Genomic DNA, 20,347 nt, shown 5'->3' on the forward strand with positions numbered 1-20,347 from the left:
CTCAGGCTCCTGCATCCTGCAAGGCCACCAGACGGGCGAGCGTCAGCCTGCTCGTGTCGTCGAGCCGGGGCATCAGCGCGCCATAGCCAGGAACCGAAGGATGCGGGGTGTCGCCGGCATGATTGTGGGTGGCGGTGATGACCAGCACCTGCGCGCCAGCGGCTTCCGCCGCGCGAATGCCTGCCGGCGCATCCTCGAACACCAGGCAATCCTCTGCCTTGTGGCCGAGCCGCTGAGCACCGAGCAGGAAGCAGTCGGGGGCCGGCTTGCCGTTGGCGACGTCCTCGCCGGTGACCATGATTGGTGGCACGGGCAAGCCGGCGGCCTCGAGCCTGCGGAGCGCCAGCCGGCGCGGGGCCGAGGTGACGATCGCCCAGCGTTCGACCGGCAAGGCGTTGAGGAAATGTGCTGCGCCGAGGATGGGTTCGATTCCCTCGATGTCGTCGAATTCGGCCTGCGTCAGTACCTCGACCTCCGTCATCACGTCGACGCCGGGCAGGTTCAACCTGCGGATGGTCTCATAGGCCCGGACGCCATGGATGGTCGGAAGGAAGCTTTCCACGTCGAGGCCGTGCTTGATCGCCCAGGCCGTCCAGACGCGTTCAGTCGACGCGATCGAGCTCAGGATGGTGCCGTCCATGTCGAACATGAAGGCGCCAAAGCCTCGATCGGAAAAGGGAGGTGTCATTAGGAGCGTAGCCTTTCGTTTTCGGGATCCCATAAGGGTCTATCCTGCTGGACCGTCGCGCTGAAGCGCTCCCCGAAAATCTCGACTTCGATGGTGACGCCCGGCACGGCCAGATCGGTTCGCAGCATGCCTAGCGCGATCGATTTGTCCACCCTGTGGCCCCATCCTCCTGACGTGGTCTCACCGACAATTGCGCCATTGTGCCAAAGCGTCGACATGTAGGGCGCGTCACATTCGCCCGGCGTATCGATGACAAGCGTGACGAAACGCTTCTTTGTGCCCTGCTGCTTCTCATTGAGCAGCGCTGTCTTGCCGCGGAAGTCGGCCTTATCCCATTTGATGAAGCGTTCTAGCCCGCCCTGCAGGATGGTGTAGTCGGTTGAAAGGTCGCCCTTCCAGGCGCGGTAACCTTTTTCCAGCCGTAGCGCGTCGAGCGCGAACATGCCGAAGGGTTTTAGCCCGTACCTCTGGCCGGCGACCCAGATGGCGTCGAAGACAGCGGCGGTGTCGGCAACCCTGGTGTGGATTTCCCAGCCGAGCTCGCCGGCGAAGGAGACACGCACCAGTTTGGCCCAACGCCCGGCGATGGTCGTCTCCTGATGCGTCAGCCAGGGTTTGGACAGGTCCGCCTCGCAGACCTCGACCAGGATTTTTCGCGAATTCGGGCCAGCGAGGATCTGCGTCGCATACTCCTCGGTGCGGTCGATGAGCTTGAAGGTGGCGTCGACAGGCATGTGCGACTTCAGCCATTCGAAGTCGTGCCACTGGGCGACGGCGGCGGTTATCAGCGTCATCAGGTCGTCGGAATGGCGGACAACCGACATCTCGGTGACGACGCGGCCATGATCGTCGGCGAAATAGCACAGCCCGATGCGACCGGCCTTGGGCACCGTGCCGGTGACCTGCGTCTCAAGCCATGCGGCCGCACCCGGGCCGTCGAGGTTGAAGCGGGAGAAGCCGGGCAGGTCGAGAATGCCAGCGGCATCGCGGACGGCGAGGCATTCCTCGCGGATGCGTTTCTCCCAGGGGCCGGAACGGGCGAAGGTCCGGGTCGATGCTTCCGAGGTGTCGTCGCCGGGCTGGGCATACCAGGTGGCGCGCTCCCAGCCATTATAGGCGTTGAACTGCGCGCCGAGGGCGGCGATCCGGTCATGGACCGGCGAGAGCTTGCGGTTGCGCGCCGCCGGCCAGGCGTGGCGCGGGAAATGGATGGCGTATTCGTGGCCGTAGACCTCTATGCCCTTGGCGACAGCGTAGTCGGGCGCTGAGGCAAACGACGTGAAACGGCGCGGGTCGCAGGACCACATGTCCCATTCGGTCTCGCCCTTGGTAACCCACTCGGCCAGCACCTTGCCGGCGCCGCCGGCCTGGGCGATGCCGAAGGTGAAGACGCAGGCCTCGAAGGCGTTGGGCACGCCGGGCATCGGGCCGATCAGCGGGTTGCCGTCGGGGGCGTAGGGGATCGGGCCGTTGATGACCTTGGATAGGCCGGCGGTCCCGAGGATCGGCACGCGGCGGACGGCGTCGTCTAGATACCATTCCAGCCGCTCGAGATCGTCGGGGTAGAGCTGGAAGGAGAAATCCGCCGGCATCTGGTCGTCGAGCGTTGCCCAATGGGCGCGGCAGTTGCGCTCATAGGGGCCGAGATTCATGCCGTTCTTCTCCTGGCGGAGATAGTAGGAGGTGTCGACGTCGCGCAGCAGCGGCAGCTTTTGGCCTGCTTCCCGCGACCATGCAGCAAGCTCGGGGATTTCGTCGAACAGGATGTACTGGTGGCTCATCACCATCATCGGCACGTCGCGGCCGAACATCTTTCCCACTTCGGCGGCGCGATAGCCCGCCGCATTCACCACCTTCTCGCAGCGGATCTCGCCCTTTTCGGTCGAAACGACCCATTCGTCCTTGTCGCGGCGAACCGAAAGGACAGGGCAGAAGCGGATGATCTTCGCGCCGATGTCGCGCGCCCCCTTGGCCAGCGCCTGGGTCAGCTGCGCCGGGTCGATGTCGCCGTCACTGGGATCGTAGAGCGCGCCCTTGAGCTCATGCGTCTCGATGAAGGGATAGCGGCGCCTGATCTCGTCGAGGCCGATGACGTCGATGTCCATGCCCTGGTAGCGGCCCATGCCCTTGGCGCGCTGGAACTCCTGCATGCGCTCCCTGCTGTGGGCGAGGCGGATCGAGCCGGTGACGTGGTAGTTCATCGGGTAGTCGACCTCGGCCGCCAGCCCGCGATAAAGCTCGGTCGAATAGCGCTGCATGTTCATCAGCGACCAGGACGAGGAGAAGGTCGGCACGTTGCCGGCGGCATGCCAGGTCGAGCCGGAGGTCAGCTCGTTCTTCTCAAGCAGCACGCAATCCGTCCAGCCGGCCTTGGCGAGGTGATAGAGCGAGGAGACGCCGACCGCGCCTCCGCCGATGATCACCACGCGTGCAAAAGAGGGGAGTTCAGCCATTGGAATCGGCTCCTTGTTGAAGCGCGCCCAGTCCGGTTTGCTGCGCAAACCACCTCTCGCCTTGCTCATGGGGGAGGATCCGCCTGCGGCGGTCCACGCGCAATTCCTCTCCCCCGTCGATCGGGGGAGAGGTGTCGAGGCGCAGCCGAGACGGAGTGGGGGTCGAGCTCATGATTTCTCTCAGTAGACCGGCGGCGAGACCACCCAGATGACCACCGCCGGCACCGAGCCGGGGTTTCGCCACCGGAATGGCTTGTGGTCGAAGCGGAAGCTGTCGCCTTCGCCCAGGCTGTGCCAGGTGCCGTCGATCTCGATGTCGAAGCCGCCCGAGACGACGTAGCCGGCCTCTTCGGTGGGGCGCGTCACAGGCTTCGCCATGCCGGCGCCGGGCGCGAAAATCGAGCGCAGCATTTCGAAGCTGCCACCGAGGTCGGGCGACAAGAGCTCTTCGACCAGCCCCGATTCGCTGCTGCCCAGCGATCGCCGCCGTCCGGAGCGGACAACGACGCCGCGCTCGATGTCATTGGTGGCTTCATGGCCGAAGAACAGGCTGATCGGCACGCCAAACAGTTCGGCAAAGGCGCGGAGGTCGCCGATCGAGGGCGTCGACAACCCGCGCTCGACCTGGCTGACCCAGCCGACGGAACGGCCGAGCTTCAGCGCGATCTCCGTCAGCGTCAGCCCGCGCGACTTGCGCAGCGCGCGCAGGTCGTGGGCGAGCACATCGGTTGCGACGTTGCCGTCCTTGCGCAGCGAGGCGGTAGCGTTGGGACTCAAAATGCGCCCTCGTGAAATTTCAAAGCAGAATTTCATGTGATGGCATTGCGGTGAAAAATTCAAGCCTATTTTCACAGTCCAGCAAGTTTCTCTTGCGAGACTCCGGGAGAGAGTGCAAAGGCTCGGTTTCGGACGGGCGGTGAGGGGCGATCCGACAATAGCCATGCCATAGGGACCGCTGATGCTGGCACCGGACCAACAACCGCAGCACTACGACGAAACCGATATCGTTGACGAGGCCATCGTGTCGCGCCGCTCGGTGCGCGCATTCCTGCCGACGCCGGTCGAGGACAGCGTCATCAGAGACATACTCGACGTTGCCGCACGTGCGCCTTCCGGCACCAACATGCAGCCGTGGAAGGTCTATGTGACTTCGGGCGAGACGTTGCGCGGCATCAGCGACGCCATCCTGAATTCGGGCGTGCGTGCCGAAAAGGCCGTCTGGGACGAATACAAATATTACCCGGACCAGTTCTTCGAGCCCTATCTCGGCCGCCGCCGCGCCAACGGCTTCGGGCTCTACAGCACGCTCGGCATCGGCCGCCGCGACGTTGACCGCATGCGCGCCCAGCACGACCGCAACTTCGTCTTCTTCGACGCGCCGGTCGGCATGATCTTCACCATCGACCGCAGGCTCAACCAAGGCTCGTGGATCGACTACGGCATGTTCCTGCAGAATATCATGATCGCGGCGCGGGCGCGGGGGCTGCACACCTGCCCGCAGGCAGCGTTCGCGCCCTATCACCGCCAGATCCGGCCGGTGCTCGGCATCCCCGAGGAAGAGGTCGTGGTCTGCGGCATGGCGCTGGGCCACGAAGACACGTCGAAGCCGGAAAGCACCTTCCGCACCGATCGCGCGCCGCTCGACGAGTGGGTGCAGTTCCTGAAATAGCCGGGAAATGCCGGCGCTGCGCGCAGCGCCGCCATGGTCTTGCGCAGCGCCTTGGCGTCAGTTTGGCGTCGAGAAAGGAATGCGTGGTCCGATCCTTGGCTCGGGCGAACTTTGGAAAGTGCCAGTGTTCGCATTCTGGCGGATCGCCCGTGCAAAGGTCAAACCACGTCAATCCTGGTGCATTCACCTTCCCGGAAGGGGCGAGCGGCCGGCTGCACATGCCACGGGCGACATGACGCAATTTCAGTCGGAACTGTCAATCTGCCGGACGGCGCGATCAGGCCCGGCCGGCCTGTCCTCGGCGAGATAACGGCGCAGGCCGGCTTCGCCGCGCGGCGTGGTCCAGCGATGGTTCCAGGCGAAGGCCGGGCGCAGCAGTGGCGACAGCAGGCGTAGGATCGGCCGCTCGACGATGACTTGCCAGGTGAGCGCGACGTGGGTGCCATGGCCCGAGGGCGTCAGCACCGCACGCCAGTGCCCGTCGAAATCGCCCGACGTTTTCACCGCCACGACCTTGCCGGGCTCAAGTTCCACCGCTTCGAGAATGAAGTTGAGCTCATAGGGCAGAAAACCCCGGGCACGCGCGCATACCCTGGCACCGACCGACGGCTTGTCATGGGAGGTCAGTTTTTCCACGTCCTTGTAGACGTCGCCCCACCACAGTGGCAGCAGCGTCGCGTCGGCGAGCACGTCCCACACCTGTTGCGGGGATGCCTCGGGGATTTCCCAGACCTCATCGAAGCGGAACGCGTTGCTGGCCATGAGTGCCGATACCGGTGTGCAACCGCCATTCAAGCGACGTCGATCTTAATGCATCGGCTCCTTTTCGGCTATGGCAGGCGTTGTCGGCTTTCGAACAGGCCCGCAATCGTCTCGCGCAGCCATTGATGCGCGGCGTCGCCGTCGCGGCGCCTGTGCCAGATCTGCTGGAACGCGAAGGACGGTATCGCAAATGGCGGCTCGAAGGCAGCGAGGCCGCTTGCTGCCGGCACTGCCGGGTGCAGGCGGCGCGCGATGGTGAGCACCAGATCGGTTCCGGCGATCAGCCCGGGGGCGACGCCCCAATGCGGCAGCACCAGTGCGATGCGCCGTTTGTGTCCAGCGGCGGCCAATGCCACGTCGATCTCGCTTTCGACGTCGGCGCGCAGCGCAACCAGCGCATGGGGCCGTTGGAGATAGGCGGCAATGTCCATTCCAGCCGCTTTGCCCAGCAAACTGGCATCGGCCAGGCAGGCATAGTCCTCCTCGAACAGCCGCTGCCGCCGGACGGCCTTGTCGAGCGCATGGAAAACGCCGATCGCGATGTCGACCTCGCCGTCCATGACCTGTGCCGCCATGGCTTCGCGGCCGGCCTGGCTGACCTGGAGATTGATGCCTGGCGCGCGCCGGCGCAAAAGCGGCAACAGGCGCGGCAAAACGACGGTGGCGCCATAGTCGGACATTGCGAGGCGGAAGCTGCGGCGTGCCGTGGCCGGATCGAAGCCGCTCGGGGCGAGCAGATCGTGCATGCGTTCCAGCGCCTCGGCGAGCCGCGGCGCAATCTCCAGCGCACGCATGGTCGGCTGAAGCGCGCCGCCATGCCGGACCAGCAGCGGATCGTCGAGCAGATGGCGGAGACGGCCAAGCGCATGGCTGACCGCCGGCTGGCTCTTGTTCAGGCGGATGGCGGCACGCGAGACATGGCGCTCGGCCAGAAGCGCGTCGAGCACGACGAGGAGGTTGAGGTCGATGCCGGCGAGATTATTCATGCTGTGCATATTGCGGCTACGAATTACGAATTTCCATCGGAATTTCGGATGGCCTAGGCCTTGGAAAACAAGGAGACATGTCATGCCGAACCTAGGTTCATCCCTGCTCGCCGCAGCGCTGGTCGCCGGCGCCGCCATCCCGTTTCAGGCCGGTGCCAACGCCATGCTCGGGCGGCTGCTCGGCCATCCGCTCTGGGCGACGATGGTCTCGCTGGCCGTCAGCGTGGCCCTGGCCGTACCAGTCATGCTGGCGTTCAAGGTCCCAGTGCCGAGCTTTGCAACCGCCGCAGCCACTGGGCCCTGGTGGATCTGGATCGGCGGCGCCGCGGGCGTGGTCTATGTCACGGCGGCGCTGCTGCTGGCGCCGAAGATGGGGGCGGCGAGCTTCGTCGTCGCCGTCATCGGCGGGCAGATGATGGCGTCGCTCGTCATCGATCATTTCGGGCTGATGGGGTTCGTGCAGCGCCCGGCCGGTCTCGCCAGGGTTGCGGGTCTGGTGCTGATCGTCATGGGGCTCGTCGTCACCCAGTGGGCAAGTGCGGCGAAGGCAGGCTAGGCTCGACCCAGGGAGAGAGACCATGAAACAGAACGTCGTCCTGCGCGTAGCGCGGCCCACCAACGACCTCGAGGCCACCGTCCGTTTCTACCGCGACGGGCTCGGGCTCGATGAACTCGCCCGCTTCGAGAATCATGACGGTTTCGATGGCTTGATGCTCGGCAAGGCCGGCGACGCGCATCATTTCGAGTTCACCCATGCCCATGGCCATGACGCCGGCAGGGCGCCGACGCAGGACAATCTCGTCGTGTTCTATTTGCCCGACAGCGACGACTGGCAGGCGGCGGTCTCGCGGATGAAGGTGCATGGCCATCAGCCGGTGCCGTCCTTCAATCCCTACTGGGACAGGCGGGGCGTGACCTTCGAGGACGGTGATGGTTACCGCGTCGTGCTGCAGAATGCGGGCTGGGCATCATGACTGCCGCCTGACTTATCTGACCTCGTAGCCGACGTCTTCGGATGCATGGCAAAGCATTTTCCAGAAGGAGCGGGCGAAGGAGCGGAAGACGTAGAGGTCGAAGCTGTCGGGGCCGCTGCGCTGGATCTGGGTGAAGACGTCGTGATGGGTGGTCGAGGTGCCGGAACCCTGGGGAAAGGCGGCCAGCGCAAAGTCGACGGCGAAGAGCTTGGCCAGCACCCATTCCGATTTCGGGCCGCCGATTCTGATCGCCGTGCGTCCATGCGACAGGTCGGTGATCGTGCCCATCGCTGCGGTGACCTTGCCGGCAAAGGCTGTGGCAAGTCCTTCCGAAGCGTCTGATACCAGGAACTTTCCCGGAGCGAAGCCGAAGGCGCAACAGCGCTCGGACGACGCGCCGGCGCCTGCGCCGTCGGCCAGCTTGAGGCCGGTGACCGAACCGATCGTTGCCATCAGCTTCTTTTCCTCGCCCGGCCAGGCGGCAAGCTGGACAATCGAGCCGGGTGCGATCTCGGACAAGGTTACGCCGACGCCGTCGACGAAATTGCCATGCGAGCCGGGCCGGAATACCGGTTCGAGCGGTGAAAGCTGCTCAACCATGCATGCGCTTCCCTTCGGGATCGAAGAAGTGGTGGCTGACGATTTCCACCGGGCCGAAGCGGTTGCGCAACGGGTCGGAGATGTGAGCACGCTTGCCATGGCGCGCTTTGCCGCCGGAGACCAGGGCAAGTGCTATGTACTTGCCGAGCGCGGGCGAGAAGCAGGCGGCGGTGATGTGGCCGAGCGATCCGTGCGGGTTGGCGGCGTCGACCTCCTCGACGATGTGCGCGCCACCGCTGAGCGGTCGGTTGTCGAGTGAGATCAGGCCGACCAGTTCGAGCCTGCCCGAGGCGGCAAGTCCTTCGCGGTCCATCATCGCCGAGCCGATGAAGGGTTTTTTCTTGGACAGCATCCAGCCGAGATGGAGGTCGCGTGCCGAGGTGCGGCCGTCGATCTCGGCACCGGTGACGTGGCCTTTTTCGATGCGCATCGTGCCGAGGGCCTCGAGCCCGTAGGGAACCATGCCGAAAGGTTTGCCGGCCTCGATCAGCGCTTCCCAGGCATGGGTGCCGTGACCGGCACCGGAATATACCTCGAAGGCCATCTCGCCTGAAAAGGAGAGCCGGCAGATCATCACCGGTGCGCCCGAAATCTCGCCATGGACGATGCCCATGAAGGGCAGGGCCTCGTTGTCGACCCTGGTGCCGGTGACGCAGGCAGCGAGGATGTCCCGCGCCTTTGGGCCGCCGATCGCCGCGCCGGCCCACTGATCGGTGACGGAGGTCAGGTGAACCTTGAGATCCGGCCAGACGACGTCGAGGAAATATTCGAGGTGCTGCATGACCTTGCCGGCATTGGCCGTGGTCGTGGTCATCAGGAAGTCGTGTTCGCCAAGCCGCCAGGTGGTGCCGTCGTCGAAGACGAGGCCGTCCTCGCGCAGCATCAGGCCGTAGCGCGCCTTGCCGACGGGCAAGGTCGAAAAGACGTTGGAATAGATGCGGTCGAGGAACTCTGCGGCATCCGGTCCCTGGACGGCGATCTTGCCGAGCGTCGAGACGTCGACGATGCCCGCCGTTTCGCGGGTCGCTCCCGCTTCCCTGACATAGGCCTGCTCGATCGTCTCGCCGGGGCCGCCATAGATCATCGGGCGGAACCACAGGCCGGCCGAATACATCGTCGCGCCGTTTTCCAGATGCCAGTCATGCATCGGGGTCAGCCGGTCAGGCTTGAGGTCGCCGAAACGCTCGGCGGCAAGCGCGCCGACGGAGACAGGTGCGTATGGCGGGCGGAAGCGCGTCGTGCCGACCTCGGGGATCGGCTTGCCCAGGGCTTCGGCCATGATGGCGAGGCCGGGCACGTTGGAGCCTTTGCCCTGGTCGGTGGCCATGCCGAGGGTGGTGTAGCGCTTGAGATGCTCGACCGAGACGAAACCTTCGAGGTGTGCGAGGCGGACATCGTCAGCCGTCACGTCGTGCTGGAGGTCGACGAAGGCCTTGCCCTTGGCCTTGATCTCGAAGACCGGCGCCGGGTTGGGGTCGAGCGGCGCGGGTTCGACGTGGGGCAGGGTGGCGGTTTCGAGCGCCGGCTGGCCTGCCGCCTTGCGGCCGGCGGAAAAGCCTTCGGAGATGACTTCGGCCGTCGAGAAGGTTCCGTTGAAGGCGCCGGCGCCGATCCAGCCCTTGCCGGTTTCCGGCGGCAGGAAGGCCTGCAGGTCGTCGCTCCAGACCGGCCGCGCCCCGGCCTGGCTGGCGAGGTGGATGGTCGGCGACCAGCCGCCCGAAACGACTAGGCAGTCGGCGCCGATGTCGCGCGCGTTGCCCTTGGAGACACCCGATGCGGCGGAGAATGGGGCCAGCTTGACACCGGAGAGCTTCTTGCCGCCTTCGGTGCCGATCACCGCATGGCCGGCCAAAAGTTCGGCGCCGGCCTCTGATGCAAGCGTGCGGCAGGCCGCGGAGACGTCGGAGCGCAGGTCGGCGATGGCGACGATCCTGGCTCCAGCCTTGGCTAGAGCCGCGGCTGCGCGATAGGCGCTGTCGTTGTTGGCCAGAACGGCGATCTTTTCGCCAGCCAGCACGCCGTACTGGTTGGCATAGCGCATCGCGGCGCTGGCCATCATCACGCCCGGCCGGTCGTTGCCGGGGAACACAAGTGGCCGTTCGAAGGCACCGGTGGCGAGCACGACGTTTCTTGCCCGGATGGTCCAGTGGCGATGGCGCGGCGCACCCTTGGCGGGCGTGTCCTTGTGGTCGCTGACACGTTCGACGGCGGCCAGCGTGTTGCCGTCATAATAGCCCCAGACGGTGGTGCGCTTGAGCAGGCGGACATTGTCATGGGTCTTGAGTTCGCCGACGACGTCGGAGGCCCAGGTTGCGGCGGGCTCGCCGTCGATCGTCTCGCCCGACCAATTGGCCGAGCCGCCGAAGCATGGATCGAGCTCAGCCAGGATGACCTGAGCGCCCGACTGTGCAGCCTCGTGCGCGGCGGCAAGGCCGGCGGGCCCGGAGCCGACGACAAGCACGTCGCAGAAGGCGTTCATGCGCTCATAACGCGACGGATCGGGCGCGTGGCCGGCGCGGCCGAGGCCGGCGGCGCGGCGGATGATCTTTTCGCAGAGCATCCAGAACCGGGTGCCCTTGAGCGGGCCGATCACCGGTCCCATGAAGGTCTTGTAGTAGAAGCCGGCGGAGATGAACTTGCCGCCGAGCTGGTTGATGGCGCTGACGTCGTAGGCGAGCGAGGGAAAGCGGTTCTGGCTGACGGCGGTGAGGCCGTCATGGATCTCGACCATCGTGGCGGGAATGTTCGGTTCGCGGACCTCGCCGCGCAGCACCGTCACCAGCGCGTTCGGCTCATCGACGCCTGATGTCAGCACGCCGCGCGGACGGTGGTACTTGAATGAGCGGCCGAACAGCGAAACCCCATTGGCAAGCAGCGCCGAGGCCAGCGTATCGCCCTGGTGGCCGGTATAGGCGGTGCCGTCGAAGGTGAAGCGGATGGTCCGCAGCCGGTCGATGCGGCCACCCGACGGTGTGCGGCGCGGGCTCATGCCTTGGCTCCGGATGTGCGGCGGCCGTGGGGCGGCGCGCCATGTTCGCGGGCAAAACGCACGCTCTTGATTTCATGGGTGAGCGTGTCGCGGACGACGGCGAGATGGGCGCGGCAGCCGCCGGCGTGTTGCCAGATCTCGTTGTGGATGCCGGCCGGGTTGAGGCGGTCATAGACATAGGCGCTCCACGCCTCGGCATCGGTCGAAGCGGGATCGGGACGGCTGCGGTTGCCGTCGCCCTGATAGGCGAATTCGGAAACGTCGCGCGGGCCGCAATAGGGGCAGGTGATCAACATATTCGAATCCCTAGTGCATTCGCGGCGTCGGACCCTGGCCCTTGTCGTCGATGACGGTGCCACGGCTGAAACGGTCGAGCGTGAAGGGCGCGTTGAACTCGTGCGGCGCGTCCTTGGCGATGGTGTGGGCAAAGCAGAAGCCGGAAGCCGGCGTTGCCTTGAAGCCGCCGTAACACCAGCCGCAATTGAGATACATGCCGGGCAAGGGGCCGGTGGTGATGATCGGCGAGCCATCCATCGACATGTCGCAGACCCCACCCCATGAGCGCAGCACGCGCACGGGTGCCAGCGAAGGGAACAGCGCCAGCATCTCGCTCATCACTTCCTCGACGATGGGCAGGCTGCCGCGCTGGGCATAGGAATTGTAGCCGTCGAGGTCACCGCCATAGACTAGGCCGCCCTTGTCGGACTGACCGACATAGAAGTGGCCCATGCCGAAGGTCAGCACGGTGTCGAGGAACGGCTTGAGCGATTCCGAGACGAAGGCCTGGAGGACGTGGCTCTCGATCGGCATGCGGTCGATGCCGGCGAGTTGCATTACCCGCCCGGTGCTGCCGGCCACGGCAACGGCGACCTTCCTGGCACGAATCTCGCCGCGACTTGTCGAGACGCCGATGACCCGGTCGCCGTCACGCAGGAAGCCTGTGACTTCGCAATTCTCGATGATATCGACGCCGCGGCGGTCGGCACCCCGGGCATAACCCCAGGCAACGGCATCGTGGCGGGCAGTACCCGCGCGTTCCTGCATCAGCCCGCCATAGATCGGGAAACGTGCCCGCTGCGACATGTCGAGCCCGGGGACGCGGCGACCGATCTCGGCCGGCGTCATCAGCTCGGCGTCGACGCCGAGATGGCGCATGGCGTTGCCCTTGCGGGCGAGGTCGTCGAGCTGGCCCGGCGTGTGCGCCAGGTTGAGCACGCCGCGCTGCGAGAACATGACGTTGTAGTTGAGGTCGTGGGAAAGGTTCTCCCACATCTTCATCGAGTGTTCGTAGAAGCGTGTGTTCTGCGGCAACAGGTAGTTGGAGCGGACGGCGGTGGTGTTGCGGCCGACATTGCCGGAGCCGAGATAGCCCTTTTCCAGCACGGCAACGTTGGTGATGCCGAACTCCTTGGCGAGGTAGTAGGCGGTCGACAATCCATGGCCGCCGCCGCCGATGATGACGACGTCATACGATGCCTTGGGGCTCGGCTTGCGCCATGCCGGCTTCCAGTCGCGGTTACCGCTGAGCGCGTTCTTGAGAAGCGAAAAGGCCGAATATTCCGCCATACTTCATGTCATCCTTCAGGCTGCGCGGGGACACTACAGGCAGCACTGCTGCGATCAAGCCAATATTCCGCCATTGTTTTTCGTCAGGCCGACTTTCCCATGGGCCAGCGCGCATCGGCTTGCCCGCCGAGATGCGCGTCTTTATCAATGGCCACGCCTTTTCATCGGCAAACTGACTACGAGTCGCTGACAAATCATGTTTTTTTCCGCAGTCCGGCGCATCGCTGCCACCCTGTTCATCTTCACAGCCGTGCTTGTGGCAAACGCCGCAGCGCAGGATGCCGATCTCGGCAAGGCGCCGGCCGGCGTGGTGTCCGACCAGCAGGAGGTCATCGCCAGCATCACCGCCAGGACGGATGCGCTGCAGAAGAAGATGGAGCAGAGCGCCGAGGACGATGCCGGTCTCGTCGACATCCGCCTGCAGCTCGAGCAGCTGTCGCGCGACCTGTTGCAAAGCGGCGTCGCTTTTCGTCCGCGCCTGACCGAAATCAACGCCCGGCTGGAACAGCTCGGCAAGCCGCCGGCCGACGGCCAACCGGCCGAGCCCGCTGTCGTGACCAGCGAGCGCGAGAAGCTGAACGCAGAGAAGACCGAGATCAATGCCGTGCTCGGCGTTGCCGAGAACCTGTCGATCCGCATTGACAAGCTGATCAGCCAGATCACCGAGATCCGCCGCAGCCTGTTCCAGAACCTGTTGACCAAGCGCTACCAGATTAATTTCGCGCTGGGCTCCGAGGTGGCCGACGCCTTCAAGACGGAGATTAACGACCTTTACCGGACGGTCTCGTCCTGGGTTCGTTTCGTCGTCAGCTTCAAGCTCAAGTCGATGCTGGCGGCCACGTTCTTCGCCCTGGGTGCGGCGGCGGTCATCATCATCGGCGGCCGGCGCATGTTCGGACGGATGTTCGAGCCTGACGGCCGGGTTGAGGAGCCATCCTATCTCAGCAGGCTGTCGGTCGCGTTCTGGTCGACCTTCATGCAGTCGGCGGCGCTCGTCGTCTTCCTTGGCGTCACCTACTATCTGTTCGCCTATTTCGAGGTGCTGCGCGGCGACATCGGCGCCATGTTGTGGTCGCTGTTCTACGTCATCGCCATCGTGTTCTTCGTTTCGCGCCTCGGCATGGCCGTGCTGTCGCCCAGGCTGCCCAAGTGGCGGCTTATACCGGTCGAAAGCGGCGCTGCGCGCTGGCTGATGCTGCTGATCACAGCGACCGCTCTGTTTACCGGCCTCGATTACTTCCTGAGCTCGGTCTATCAGGTACTCGGCTCGCCGGTTGCGTTGACCGTCGGCGAGGCGCTGACTTCGACCGTAGTGATCGGCGTGCTGGTCATGCTGATCGGCTTGGTCAAGCCGTTCATCGATGAGGACGGACGGCCGAAGCCCTGGCCGCGTCTGTTCCGCTACATCGTGCTCACGCTGGGCGGGGTCACCATTGCCGCGGCACTGTTGGGCTATATCGGGCTTGCGCGCTTCGTGTCGCAGCAGATCGTCATTACCGGCACGATCCTCGCGACCATGTATATCGGCTTCCTGTCTTCGCAGGCGATCAACGAGGAAGACGCCTTCATCAAGACGACGGTCGGCCGTCGCATCAAGCGGATGTTCACGCTCGACGATGCGACGCTCGATCAGCTCGGCCTCGTCACCAGCATGGTCATCAATCTGATCGTGCTGATCGTCGGTGTGCCGCTGATCCTGTTTACCTGGGGATTTCAGCCCGGCGACATGATCACATGGCTGTATCGTATCGGCTCGGGCTTCCAGATCGGCAGTTTCACCTTCTCGCCCGCCGGCCTGCTTTCCGGCGTCATGGTATTTGCCATCGGCTATTTCGTGACACGCTGGTTCCAGGGCTGGCTCGACGGCTCGGTCATGGCACGTGGCAAGGTCGACGCCGGCGTGCGCAATTCCATACGCCTCGCCGTCGGCTATGCCGGCGTGGCGATAGCCGGTTTGATCGCCGTGTCTGCGGCCGGCATCGATCTTTCCAACCTGGCGCTTGTTGCCGGTGCGCTCTCCCTCGGTATCGGTTTCGGCTTGCAGAACGTCGTGTCGAACTTCGTTTCCGGCCTGATCCTGCTGGCCGAGCGTCCGTTCAAGGTCGGCGACTGGATCGTCGCGGGCGCCGTGTCGGGCACGGTCAAGAAGATCAGCGTGCGCGCCACCGAGATCGAGACCTTCCAGCGCCAGTCGGTGATCCTGCCCAATTCGGACCTGATCAACAGCGCCGTCGGCAACTGGACCCACCGCAACAAGCTGGGCCGCGTCGACATCAAGATCGGCGTTGCCTATGATTCAGACGCCAAGCGCGCCCACGAGATCATGCTCGACATCGTGCGCTCGCATCCGATGGTGCTGAAGAACCCGGAGCCGTTCGTGCTTTTCGCCAATTTCGGCCCGGCAGCGCTGGAATTCGAAATGCGGTTCTTCCTGGCTGATCTGCTCGGCAGCAATACTGTCCAGAACGATATCCGCTTCGGCGTGCTGGAAGCATTCGAGCGCGAAAACATCGCCATCCCGTCGACGGCGCGGGCGCATGACGTCAAGCCGGCGGAAAAGTGGCCTGCCGACGACGAACAAGTCGAGGCACAGGTGGCTGAACTCGAGGAAGCGCGCAGCAAACGCGCCGCACAAGCCGCAGCCGGCCGCAAGCCCGGCAGGCCCAGGAAGCCGGATCCGGAGTGACGGCAGGGCGCGTCGGGCAATTATGGCATGAACAAGGCATTCAGTTGCCGTTCAGCTTCAAACTCATATAAGCTCTCATGCAAACGGCGAAAATGCCTTGCTGAGATGAACAGGGACGGTGGAAACACCGAGTGCAAATGAAAAGGTTTCTTGTCGCTGCAGGCGCGCTGGTCCTGGCAATGTCGGGCGCTGCGCATGCTGCAAGCGCGGTAAACCTCGACGCCGAACCGCGGACCCTGATCGTCACGGAAGGTGGCTCCAAGACGGAGCTTTCCCTTGCCGCCGGCGAAACGGTCGAGTTCTGCTCGAGCGGCTGCTTCGTGACCTTGCCGAATGGTGACCGCGAAGCGCTGACCGGTGATGAAACAGTAGAGATTTCGGGCGGCGCAGCCCGCATCAAGTAAAGTCTGTCAACACGCAGGCTAATGATCGAAAAGGCCGGGCATCAGCCCGGCCTTTTCTGCATTCTGCTAACGTCTGCTTAAGCATGACTGGCGAAATGACTGGTGCTCGTTTAGCATTCGGCCTCGACCTTAACCATCCGGAACGTGGTCGCCCGCTATAGCGGCATTGGGTCCGGAAGGTTCACGCCGTCCGGCAATGGGCAGGGCAGGCAGTTTGATGGATGCGCGATCAGACAACAAGATAGTACCTCTGGCGGTCGATCTCGACGGCACGCTGATCGCCAGCGATCTGTTGTGGGAAGGACTGTTTGCCCTTCTCAAGAAGAACCCGCTCGCCATCTTCATGGTGCCGTTCTGGTTGCTCAAGGGCGGCCCAGCGCGTCTCAAGCAGGCGATTGCCGAGGTGGTCGACATCGACCCGGCGACCTTGCCTTACCGGCCGGAAGTGCTGAGACGCCTGCGCGAAGAGCAGGCCAATGGGCGCCAGATCGTTCTGGCCACCGGCACGCCCCGCAAGTTCGCCGAAGCCATCGCACGCCATCTCGGCCTGTTCGACGCGGTGCTCGCCAGTGACGGCGGCGAAAACCTGACCGCTGAACGCAAGCGCAGGGCGCTGGTGGCAGCCTATGGCGATGGCGGCTTCGATTATGCCGGCAACAGCCGCCACGACGTCAAAGTGTTCGATGCCGCGCGCGAGGCGATCGTGGTTGCGCCCGACCGGGCCGCCGCACGCTGGCAGGCCAGCCATCAGTCCGAGCTGATCGAGACGCCGAAGCCCGACCTGCGCACCATCCGAAAGATGCTGCGCGTCCATCAATGGCTCAAGAACGTGCTGATCGCCGTGCCGCTGGTGCTGGCGCACAAATATTTCAATCCCGAGATGCTTGTGCCGGCCATCCTGGCGTTCATCTCGTTCAGTGCCGCCGCCTCGGCCATCTACATCGTCAACGACTTCTTCGACCTGGCGCTGGACAGGGCGCACGCGACCAAGCGCGAACGGCCTTTCGCCAGCGGCAGGCTGTCGATCCCGTTCGGACTGGCGTCCGTGGCCGTGCTTCTGGTCATCAGCCTGGCAACGGCGGCCTTCACGACGATCGAGTTTGCCGGCGTTCTGCTGGTCTATCTCGTCGCCACCACCGCATATTCGCTTTCGGTCAAGCGGATGCTGCTGCTCGACGTGCTGACCCTGGCCGGGCTCTACACCTTGCGCATCCTGGCGGGTGCCGCAGCGACCGGGGTGGACGTGTCGTTCTGGCTGCTCGCCTTCTCGATCTTTTTCTTCCTCTCGCTGGCGCTGGTGAAGCGTTATGTCGAGCTGCGTTCGTCCAGCCTCAGCGTCGGCGAGCGTATCGCCGGTCGTGGCTATCGCATCGAGGACCAGGAGATCGTTGCCCAGGCCGGCATGGCGTCGGCGTTTTCCTCGGCGCTGGTTCTGGCGCTCTACATCGACAGCAGCGCAGTGCGCGAGCTCTACGAACATCCCTGGCTGGTCTGGCCGCTGGCCCCGATCGTGCTCTATCTCACCATGCGTATTTGGATCCTGGCGCGGCGCGATGAACTGCATGACGATCCCGTCGTCTTCATCATTCGTGACTGGCGCAGTCAGATCGTCGTTTTCGCCGGCGCGGTGCTGCTTGTGGTGGCGGGCCTGTGAGCGTGGGACCGGCCCGTTACCAGAGCTTTGGCCGTGCCAATCCGGGCGCAAGCCAGGCGATGGATATCGCCGAGGCAACGCGGCTTTTGGCCAGCGGGACGGCACGCGCCGGATCGCTGCTCGCTTATGGCAATGGCCGCAGCTATGGCGACAGCTGCCAGAACAGCGCCGGCGCCGTCGTCGACATGCGGCCGCGCAAGCGCGTCATCGCATTCAATGCCGAGACCGGCCTGATCGAAGCCGAGGCCGGCACGCTGCTGGCCGACATCATCGCCTATGCCGCCCCACACGGGTTTTTCCCGGCTGTCGTGCCGGGGACGCAGTTCGTCACGCTCGGCGGCGCCATCGCCAACGACGTGCATGGCAAGAACCACCACCGTCGCGGCAGTTTTGGCTGCCATGTCGAACGCCTGACATTGCTGCGCTCGGACGGGCGCAGCTATGCCTGCTCGGCCGGCGAGAACGCCCGGCTGTTCTGGGCGACGATCGGCGGCATGGGGCTGACCGGCATCATCCTGTCCGCCACGATCCGGCTGATGCGGGTACCCTCGCTCGACATCGCCGAGACGGTGAAGCCTTTCGGCAGCCTGGGCGAATATTTCGATCTCGCCGACGCCGCCGACCGCGACAACGAATATGCCGTTGCCTGGATCGACCAGATGGCCGGCGGCAAGCATGCCGGCCGCGGCTTGCTGCTTGCCGGCAACCACGCCGCCTATGGCGCGCGGACGGCCGAACGCGGCACGGCAAGACTGTCGGTGCCGTTCCAGCCGCCATTGACCTTGCTCAACCGGCCCTTCCTGAGGCTGTTCAACGCCGCTTATGGCTGGCGGCGCGGCCGCCTCAGGGAAAGCCAGGCGAGCTACCAGAAGTTCTTCTTTCCGCTCGACGGTGTTGCCGACTGGAACCGGCTCTACGGTCCGAGCGGGCTTTACCAGCACCAGAGCGTCGTGCCTGAAGCTGCGGCGCGCGAAACCATGCCGGCATTGCTGGCGGCGGCGCGGCGCGCCGGGCAGGGCTCGTTCCTGACCGTGCTCAAACGTTTTGGCAGCCAGCGTTCGCCAGCTTTGCTGTCCTTCGCGCGCCCGGGCTACACGCTGACGCTCGATTTTCCGAACCATGGCCGGCGCACGCTGGAACTGCTCGCCGAACTCGACCGGATCACCGTCGGCGCCGGTGGCGCGGTCAATCCCTACAAGGACGCGCGCATGTCGGCTGAGACATTCGCGGCTTCGTTCCGGGACTGGCAGCGGCTCGAGGCGATGCGCGATCCGGCATTCATGTCCGACTTCTGGGCCCGGACCGCCGGCCGCCTGGGCGGGCGCAATGGCGAGACGGCGCAGGCGGCCGAGTAGCCGCTTGTTAGAGAAATGCGGAAAAAGTTCAAATTGCCGGGAAAGCTTCACAGAATATCAGGGGCTTTCCGATAGGTTGTGCGAAGGACGGACAAAGCAATGAAATATATCCTCTTCATCCTTTTCACAGTGATGACCAATGCCGCGGCCCAGCTGATGCTGAAGCAGGGCATGATGTCTCTTGGGCCGCTTTCTTTCGAAGGCACCAATCCGCTGATCAAGATACTGCAGATCGTCTTCAGCCCATGGGTCTTCGCCGGACTGCTGACTTTCGTCATCTCTATGGCGTCGCACCTCTATGTGCTGTCCAAGGTCGAGCTCAGCTTCGCCTATCCCTTCCTCAGCCTAGCCTATGTGGCGGTGGCGGTGTTTGCCTACTTCGTCTTTCATGAAGACCTGAATGCCTGGCGCATCGCCGGCATCGCCTTCATCTGCGTCGGCACCGTGCTGATCGCCCAGAGCGGCCGCGACCATGGCGAAGTTGTCGCCGCGGCCTCTACCGAACCCACCAAGACAAGCGAGCTTTTGCGATGAGACACATCATTTTCGGAGGCGACGGCTTCGTCGGTCGTCATCTTGCGCCCAAACTGATCGCCGACGGCGAAGAGGTTGTCGTTGCCGACATCGTCAAGAGCGATCTGGCGCATTACCGCAACGCACGCTTTGTCCATTGCGACGTGACCGATCCCGCCGCGATCGCCGCCGTTGGCATCAAGGCCGACGACATGGTCTACAACCTGTCGGCCAAAATGCTGTCGCCGCTGCAGGTGCGGGCCAAGCGCCACGACTTCTTTTTCCCGGTCAACTATTTCGGTACCGAGAACATCATCAAGGCGATGGACCATGCGGCAGCGCCGAGGCTGGTCCACTACACCACCGACATGATCTACGGCCACACCGTGACCCATCCGATGACCGAAGAGCATCCGGTGGCGCCGCTCGGCGAATATGGCTGGTCGAAGCAGAAGACCGAGGAACTGGCGGCCGAGTGGCGGACGCGCGGCATGAACATCTCGCTGTTCCGCCCGCGCCTGATCATCGGGCCCGGGCGTCTCGGCATTCTGGAGAAGCTGTTCAAGCTGATCGACTGGAACCTGCCGGTGCCGATGATCGGTTCGGGCAGGAATCCATACCAATTCATCTCGGTGTTCGACTGCGCCGAGGCAGCGCGGCTTGCCTGGAAGGCCGGCGTGCCGAACGAGGCCTACAATCTCGGTTCGCTCAATCCGCCGCCGGTGCGCAAGCTGCTCGGCGACCTGGTCAAGCATGCCGGTTCGAAGTCGATCCTGCTGCCGACGCCGGGCTGGGCGGTCAAGCGGACGCTCGACCTGCTCGACCTGATGAACATGCCGATCATGGATCCCGAGCAGTATCTGATCGCCGACGAGGAGTGCGTGCTCGACGTCTCCAAGGGCGAGCGCCAGCTCGGCTGGGTGCCGCAATACCGCGACGAGGACATGCTCATCGCAGCCTACAAGGAATATCGCGCCAAAAAGGACGGCCTCGCTGCGTCGACGCAGCACGCCCCGGCTGAATAGAGGATATGAACATGACGCTTGTC

General features: G+C 64.4%; 18 protein-coding genes. 9 read left to right on the forward strand and 9 right to left on the reverse strand.

Annotation, left to right across the window (positions count from 1 at the left end; genetic code table 11):
* Position 1 precedes the first annotated feature (1 nt).
* The 3 genes from DY201_RS13360 to DY201_RS13370 form a co-directional block, all read right to left on the reverse strand.
* A complete protein-coding gene (locus tag DY201_RS13360; RefSeq protein ID WP_115731619.1) occupies positions 2-688 on the reverse strand; it encodes an HAD-IA family hydrolase in 687 nt (228 codons plus the stop codon).
* Positions 688-3,141 (reverse strand): GcvT family protein, encoded by a 2,454-nt coding sequence (locus tag DY201_RS13365; RefSeq protein ID WP_115733774.1) that lies wholly within the window; start codon positions 3,139-3,141, stop codon positions 688-690. Before DY201_RS13365 ends, DY201_RS13360 begins: the two co-directional genes overlap by 1 nt.
* 180 nt (positions 3,142-3,321) lie before the next feature.
* Positions 3,322-3,918: a helix-turn-helix domain-containing protein gene (locus tag DY201_RS13370; RefSeq protein WP_172582931.1), complete on the reverse strand. Its 597-nt coding sequence runs from the start codon at positions 3,916-3,918 to the stop codon at positions 3,322-3,324.
* A gap of 181 nt (positions 3,919-4,099) precedes the next feature.
* On the opposite strand from DY201_RS13370, the gene DY201_RS13375 reads away from it, so the two are divergent.
* A complete protein-coding gene (locus DY201_RS13375) occupies positions 4,100-4,810 on the forward strand; it encodes a nitroreductase (RefSeq protein ID WP_115731620.1) in 711 nt (236 codons plus the stop codon).
* 243 nt (positions 4,811-5,053) lie between these two features.
* Here DY201_RS13375 and DY201_RS13380 read toward each other — a convergent pair whose 3' ends face one another.
* Positions 5,054-5,572, reverse strand: coding sequence for an SRPBCC family protein (locus DY201_RS13380; RefSeq protein ID WP_115731621.1), 519 nt, complete (start codon positions 5,570-5,572; stop codon positions 5,054-5,056).
* A 68-nt stretch (positions 5,573-5,640) separates the two neighbouring features.
* Positions 5,641-6,558: a LysR substrate-binding domain-containing protein gene (locus tag DY201_RS13385; protein WP_115733776.1), complete on the reverse strand. Its 918-nt coding sequence runs from the start codon at positions 6,556-6,558 to the stop codon at positions 5,641-5,643.
* Positions 6,559-6,640: 82 nt separating this feature from the next.
* Between DY201_RS13385 and DY201_RS13390 the strand changes: the two genes are divergently transcribed.
* Positions 6,641-7,114, forward strand: a complete 474-nt coding sequence (locus DY201_RS13390; RefSeq protein WP_115731622.1) for a DMT family transporter — start codon at positions 6,641-6,643, stop codon at positions 7,112-7,114.
* Between the two features lie 22 nt (positions 7,115-7,136).
* Positions 7,137-7,532, forward strand: a complete 396-nt coding sequence (locus DY201_RS13395; protein ID WP_115731623.1) for a VOC family protein — start codon at positions 7,137-7,139, stop codon at positions 7,530-7,532.
* A gap of 12 nt (positions 7,533-7,544) precedes the next feature.
* On the opposite strand, the gene soxG is transcribed toward DY201_RS13395, so the two are convergent.
* The 4 genes from soxG to DY201_RS13415 are packed head-to-tail and all read right to left on the reverse strand — an operon-like array spanning position 7,545 to position 12,687.
* Positions 7,545-8,132 carry a sarcosine oxidase subunit gamma family protein gene (soxG, locus tag DY201_RS13400; protein ID WP_115731624.1) on the reverse strand — a complete coding sequence of 196 codons (588 nt, stop codon included), beginning with the start codon at positions 8,130-8,132 and terminating at the stop codon, positions 7,545-7,547.
* Positions 8,125-11,121: a sarcosine oxidase subunit alpha family protein gene (locus tag DY201_RS13405; RefSeq protein ID WP_115731625.1), complete on the reverse strand. Its 2,997-nt coding sequence runs from the start codon at positions 11,119-11,121 to the stop codon at positions 8,125-8,127. The genes soxG and DY201_RS13405 overlap by 8 nt, the downstream gene beginning before the upstream one ends.
* A complete protein-coding gene (locus tag DY201_RS13410; RefSeq protein ID WP_115731626.1) occupies positions 11,118-11,417 on the reverse strand; it encodes a sarcosine oxidase subunit delta in 300 nt (99 codons plus the stop codon). Before DY201_RS13410 ends, DY201_RS13405 begins: the two co-directional genes overlap by 4 nt.
* 10 nt (positions 11,418-11,427) lie before the next feature.
* Entirely contained in the window at positions 11,428-12,687 is a 1,260-nt protein-coding gene (locus DY201_RS13415; protein WP_115731627.1) for a sarcosine oxidase subunit beta family protein, read from the reverse strand.
* A 196-nt stretch (positions 12,688-12,883) separates the two neighbouring features.
* On the opposite strand from DY201_RS13415, the gene DY201_RS13420 reads away from it, so the two are divergent.
* The 6 genes from DY201_RS13420 to DY201_RS13445 all read left to right on the forward strand — a co-directional run bounded on the left by DY201_RS13420 (position 12,884) and on the right by DY201_RS13445 (position 20,324).
* Positions 12,884-15,373: a mechanosensitive ion channel family protein gene (locus DY201_RS13420; protein ID WP_115731628.1), complete on the forward strand. Its 2,490-nt coding sequence runs from the start codon at positions 12,884-12,886 to the stop codon at positions 15,371-15,373.
* 137 nt (positions 15,374-15,510) lie between these two features.
* Positions 15,511-15,777, forward strand: coding sequence for a hypothetical protein (locus tag DY201_RS13425; RefSeq protein WP_067960870.1), 267 nt, complete (start codon positions 15,511-15,513; stop codon positions 15,775-15,777).
* A 217-nt stretch (positions 15,778-15,994) separates the two neighbouring features.
* Positions 15,995-17,431 (forward strand): UbiA family prenyltransferase, encoded by a 1,437-nt coding sequence (locus tag DY201_RS13430; RefSeq protein WP_115731629.1) that lies wholly within the window; start codon positions 15,995-15,997, stop codon positions 17,429-17,431.
* 59 nt (positions 17,432-17,490) lie between these two features.
* Positions 17,491-18,786, forward strand: coding sequence for an FAD-binding oxidoreductase (locus tag DY201_RS13435; RefSeq protein ID WP_115731630.1), 1,296 nt, complete (start codon positions 17,491-17,493; stop codon positions 18,784-18,786).
* A gap of 99 nt (positions 18,787-18,885) precedes the next feature.
* On the forward strand, positions 18,886-19,320 hold the full coding sequence (locus DY201_RS13440) for an EamA family transporter (RefSeq protein WP_115731631.1): 435 nt from the start codon (positions 18,886-18,888) through the stop codon (positions 19,318-19,320).
* Positions 19,317-20,324, forward strand: coding sequence for an NAD-dependent epimerase/dehydratase family protein (locus DY201_RS13445; RefSeq protein WP_067960875.1), 1,008 nt, complete (start codon positions 19,317-19,319; stop codon positions 20,322-20,324). Before DY201_RS13440 ends, DY201_RS13445 begins: the two co-directional genes overlap by 4 nt.
* Positions 20,325-20,347 lie beyond the last annotated feature (23 nt).

The sequence above is a fragment of the Aminobacter aminovorans genome (genome assembly GCF_900445235.1).
Taxonomy (GTDB): domain Bacteria; phylum Pseudomonadota; class Alphaproteobacteria; order Rhizobiales; family Rhizobiaceae; genus Aminobacter; species Aminobacter aminovorans.

Excerpts from the sequence above, each read along its gene's own strand:
- DY201_RS13435 (WP_115731630.1), top strand. The coding sequence starts at position 17,491 with ATGGATATCGCCGAGGCAACGCGGCTTTTGGCCAGCGGGACGGCACGC.
- DY201_RS13425 (WP_067960870.1), top strand. The coding sequence starts at position 15,511 with ATGAAAAGGTTTCTTGTCGCTGCAGGCGCGCTGGTCCTGGCAATGTCG.
- DY201_RS13430 (WP_115731629.1), top strand. The coding sequence starts at position 15,995 with ATGGATGCGCGATCAGACAACAAGATAGTACCTCTGGCGGTCGATCTC.
- DY201_RS13360 (WP_115731619.1), bottom strand. The coding sequence starts at position 688 with ATGACACCTCCCTTTTCCGATCGAGGCTTTGGCGCCTTCATGTTCGAC.
- DY201_RS13395 (WP_115731623.1), top strand. The coding sequence starts at position 7,137 with ATGAAACAGAACGTCGTCCTGCGCGTAGCGCGGCCCACCAACGACCTC.
- DY201_RS13405 (WP_115731625.1), bottom strand. The coding sequence starts at position 11,121 with ATGAGCCCGCGCCGCACACCGTCGGGTGGCCGCATCGACCGGCTGCGG.
- DY201_RS13375 (WP_115731620.1), top strand. The coding sequence starts at position 4,100 with ATGCTGGCACCGGACCAACAACCGCAGCACTACGACGAAACCGATATC.
- DY201_RS13385 (WP_115733776.1), bottom strand. The coding sequence starts at position 6,558 with ATGAATAATCTCGCCGGCATCGACCTCAACCTCCTCGTCGTGCTCGAC.
- DY201_RS13390 (WP_115731622.1), top strand. The coding sequence starts at position 6,641 with ATGCCGAACCTAGGTTCATCCCTGCTCGCCGCAGCGCTGGTCGCCGGC.
- soxG (WP_115731624.1), bottom strand. The coding sequence starts at position 8,132 with ATGGTTGAGCAGCTTTCACCGCTCGAACCGGTATTCCGGCCCGGCTCG.
- DY201_RS13445 (WP_067960875.1), top strand. The coding sequence starts at position 19,317 with ATGAGACACATCATTTTCGGAGGCGACGGCTTCGTCGGTCGTCATCTT.
- DY201_RS13365 (WP_115733774.1), bottom strand. The coding sequence starts at position 3,141 with ATGGCTGAACTCCCCTCTTTTGCACGCGTGGTGATCATCGGCGGAGGC.
- DY201_RS13420 (WP_115731628.1), top strand. The coding sequence starts at position 12,884 with ATGTTTTTTTCCGCAGTCCGGCGCATCGCTGCCACCCTGTTCATCTTC.
- DY201_RS13415 (WP_115731627.1), bottom strand. The coding sequence starts at position 12,687 with ATGGCGGAATATTCGGCCTTTTCGCTTCTCAAGAACGCGCTCAGCGGT.
- DY201_RS13410 (WP_115731626.1), bottom strand. The coding sequence starts at position 11,417 with ATGTTGATCACCTGCCCCTATTGCGGCCCGCGCGACGTTTCCGAATTC.
- DY201_RS13380 (WP_115731621.1), bottom strand. The coding sequence starts at position 5,572 with ATGGCCAGCAACGCGTTCCGCTTCGATGAGGTCTGGGAAATCCCCGAG.
- DY201_RS13440 (WP_115731631.1), top strand. The coding sequence starts at position 18,886 with ATGAAATATATCCTCTTCATCCTTTTCACAGTGATGACCAATGCCGCG.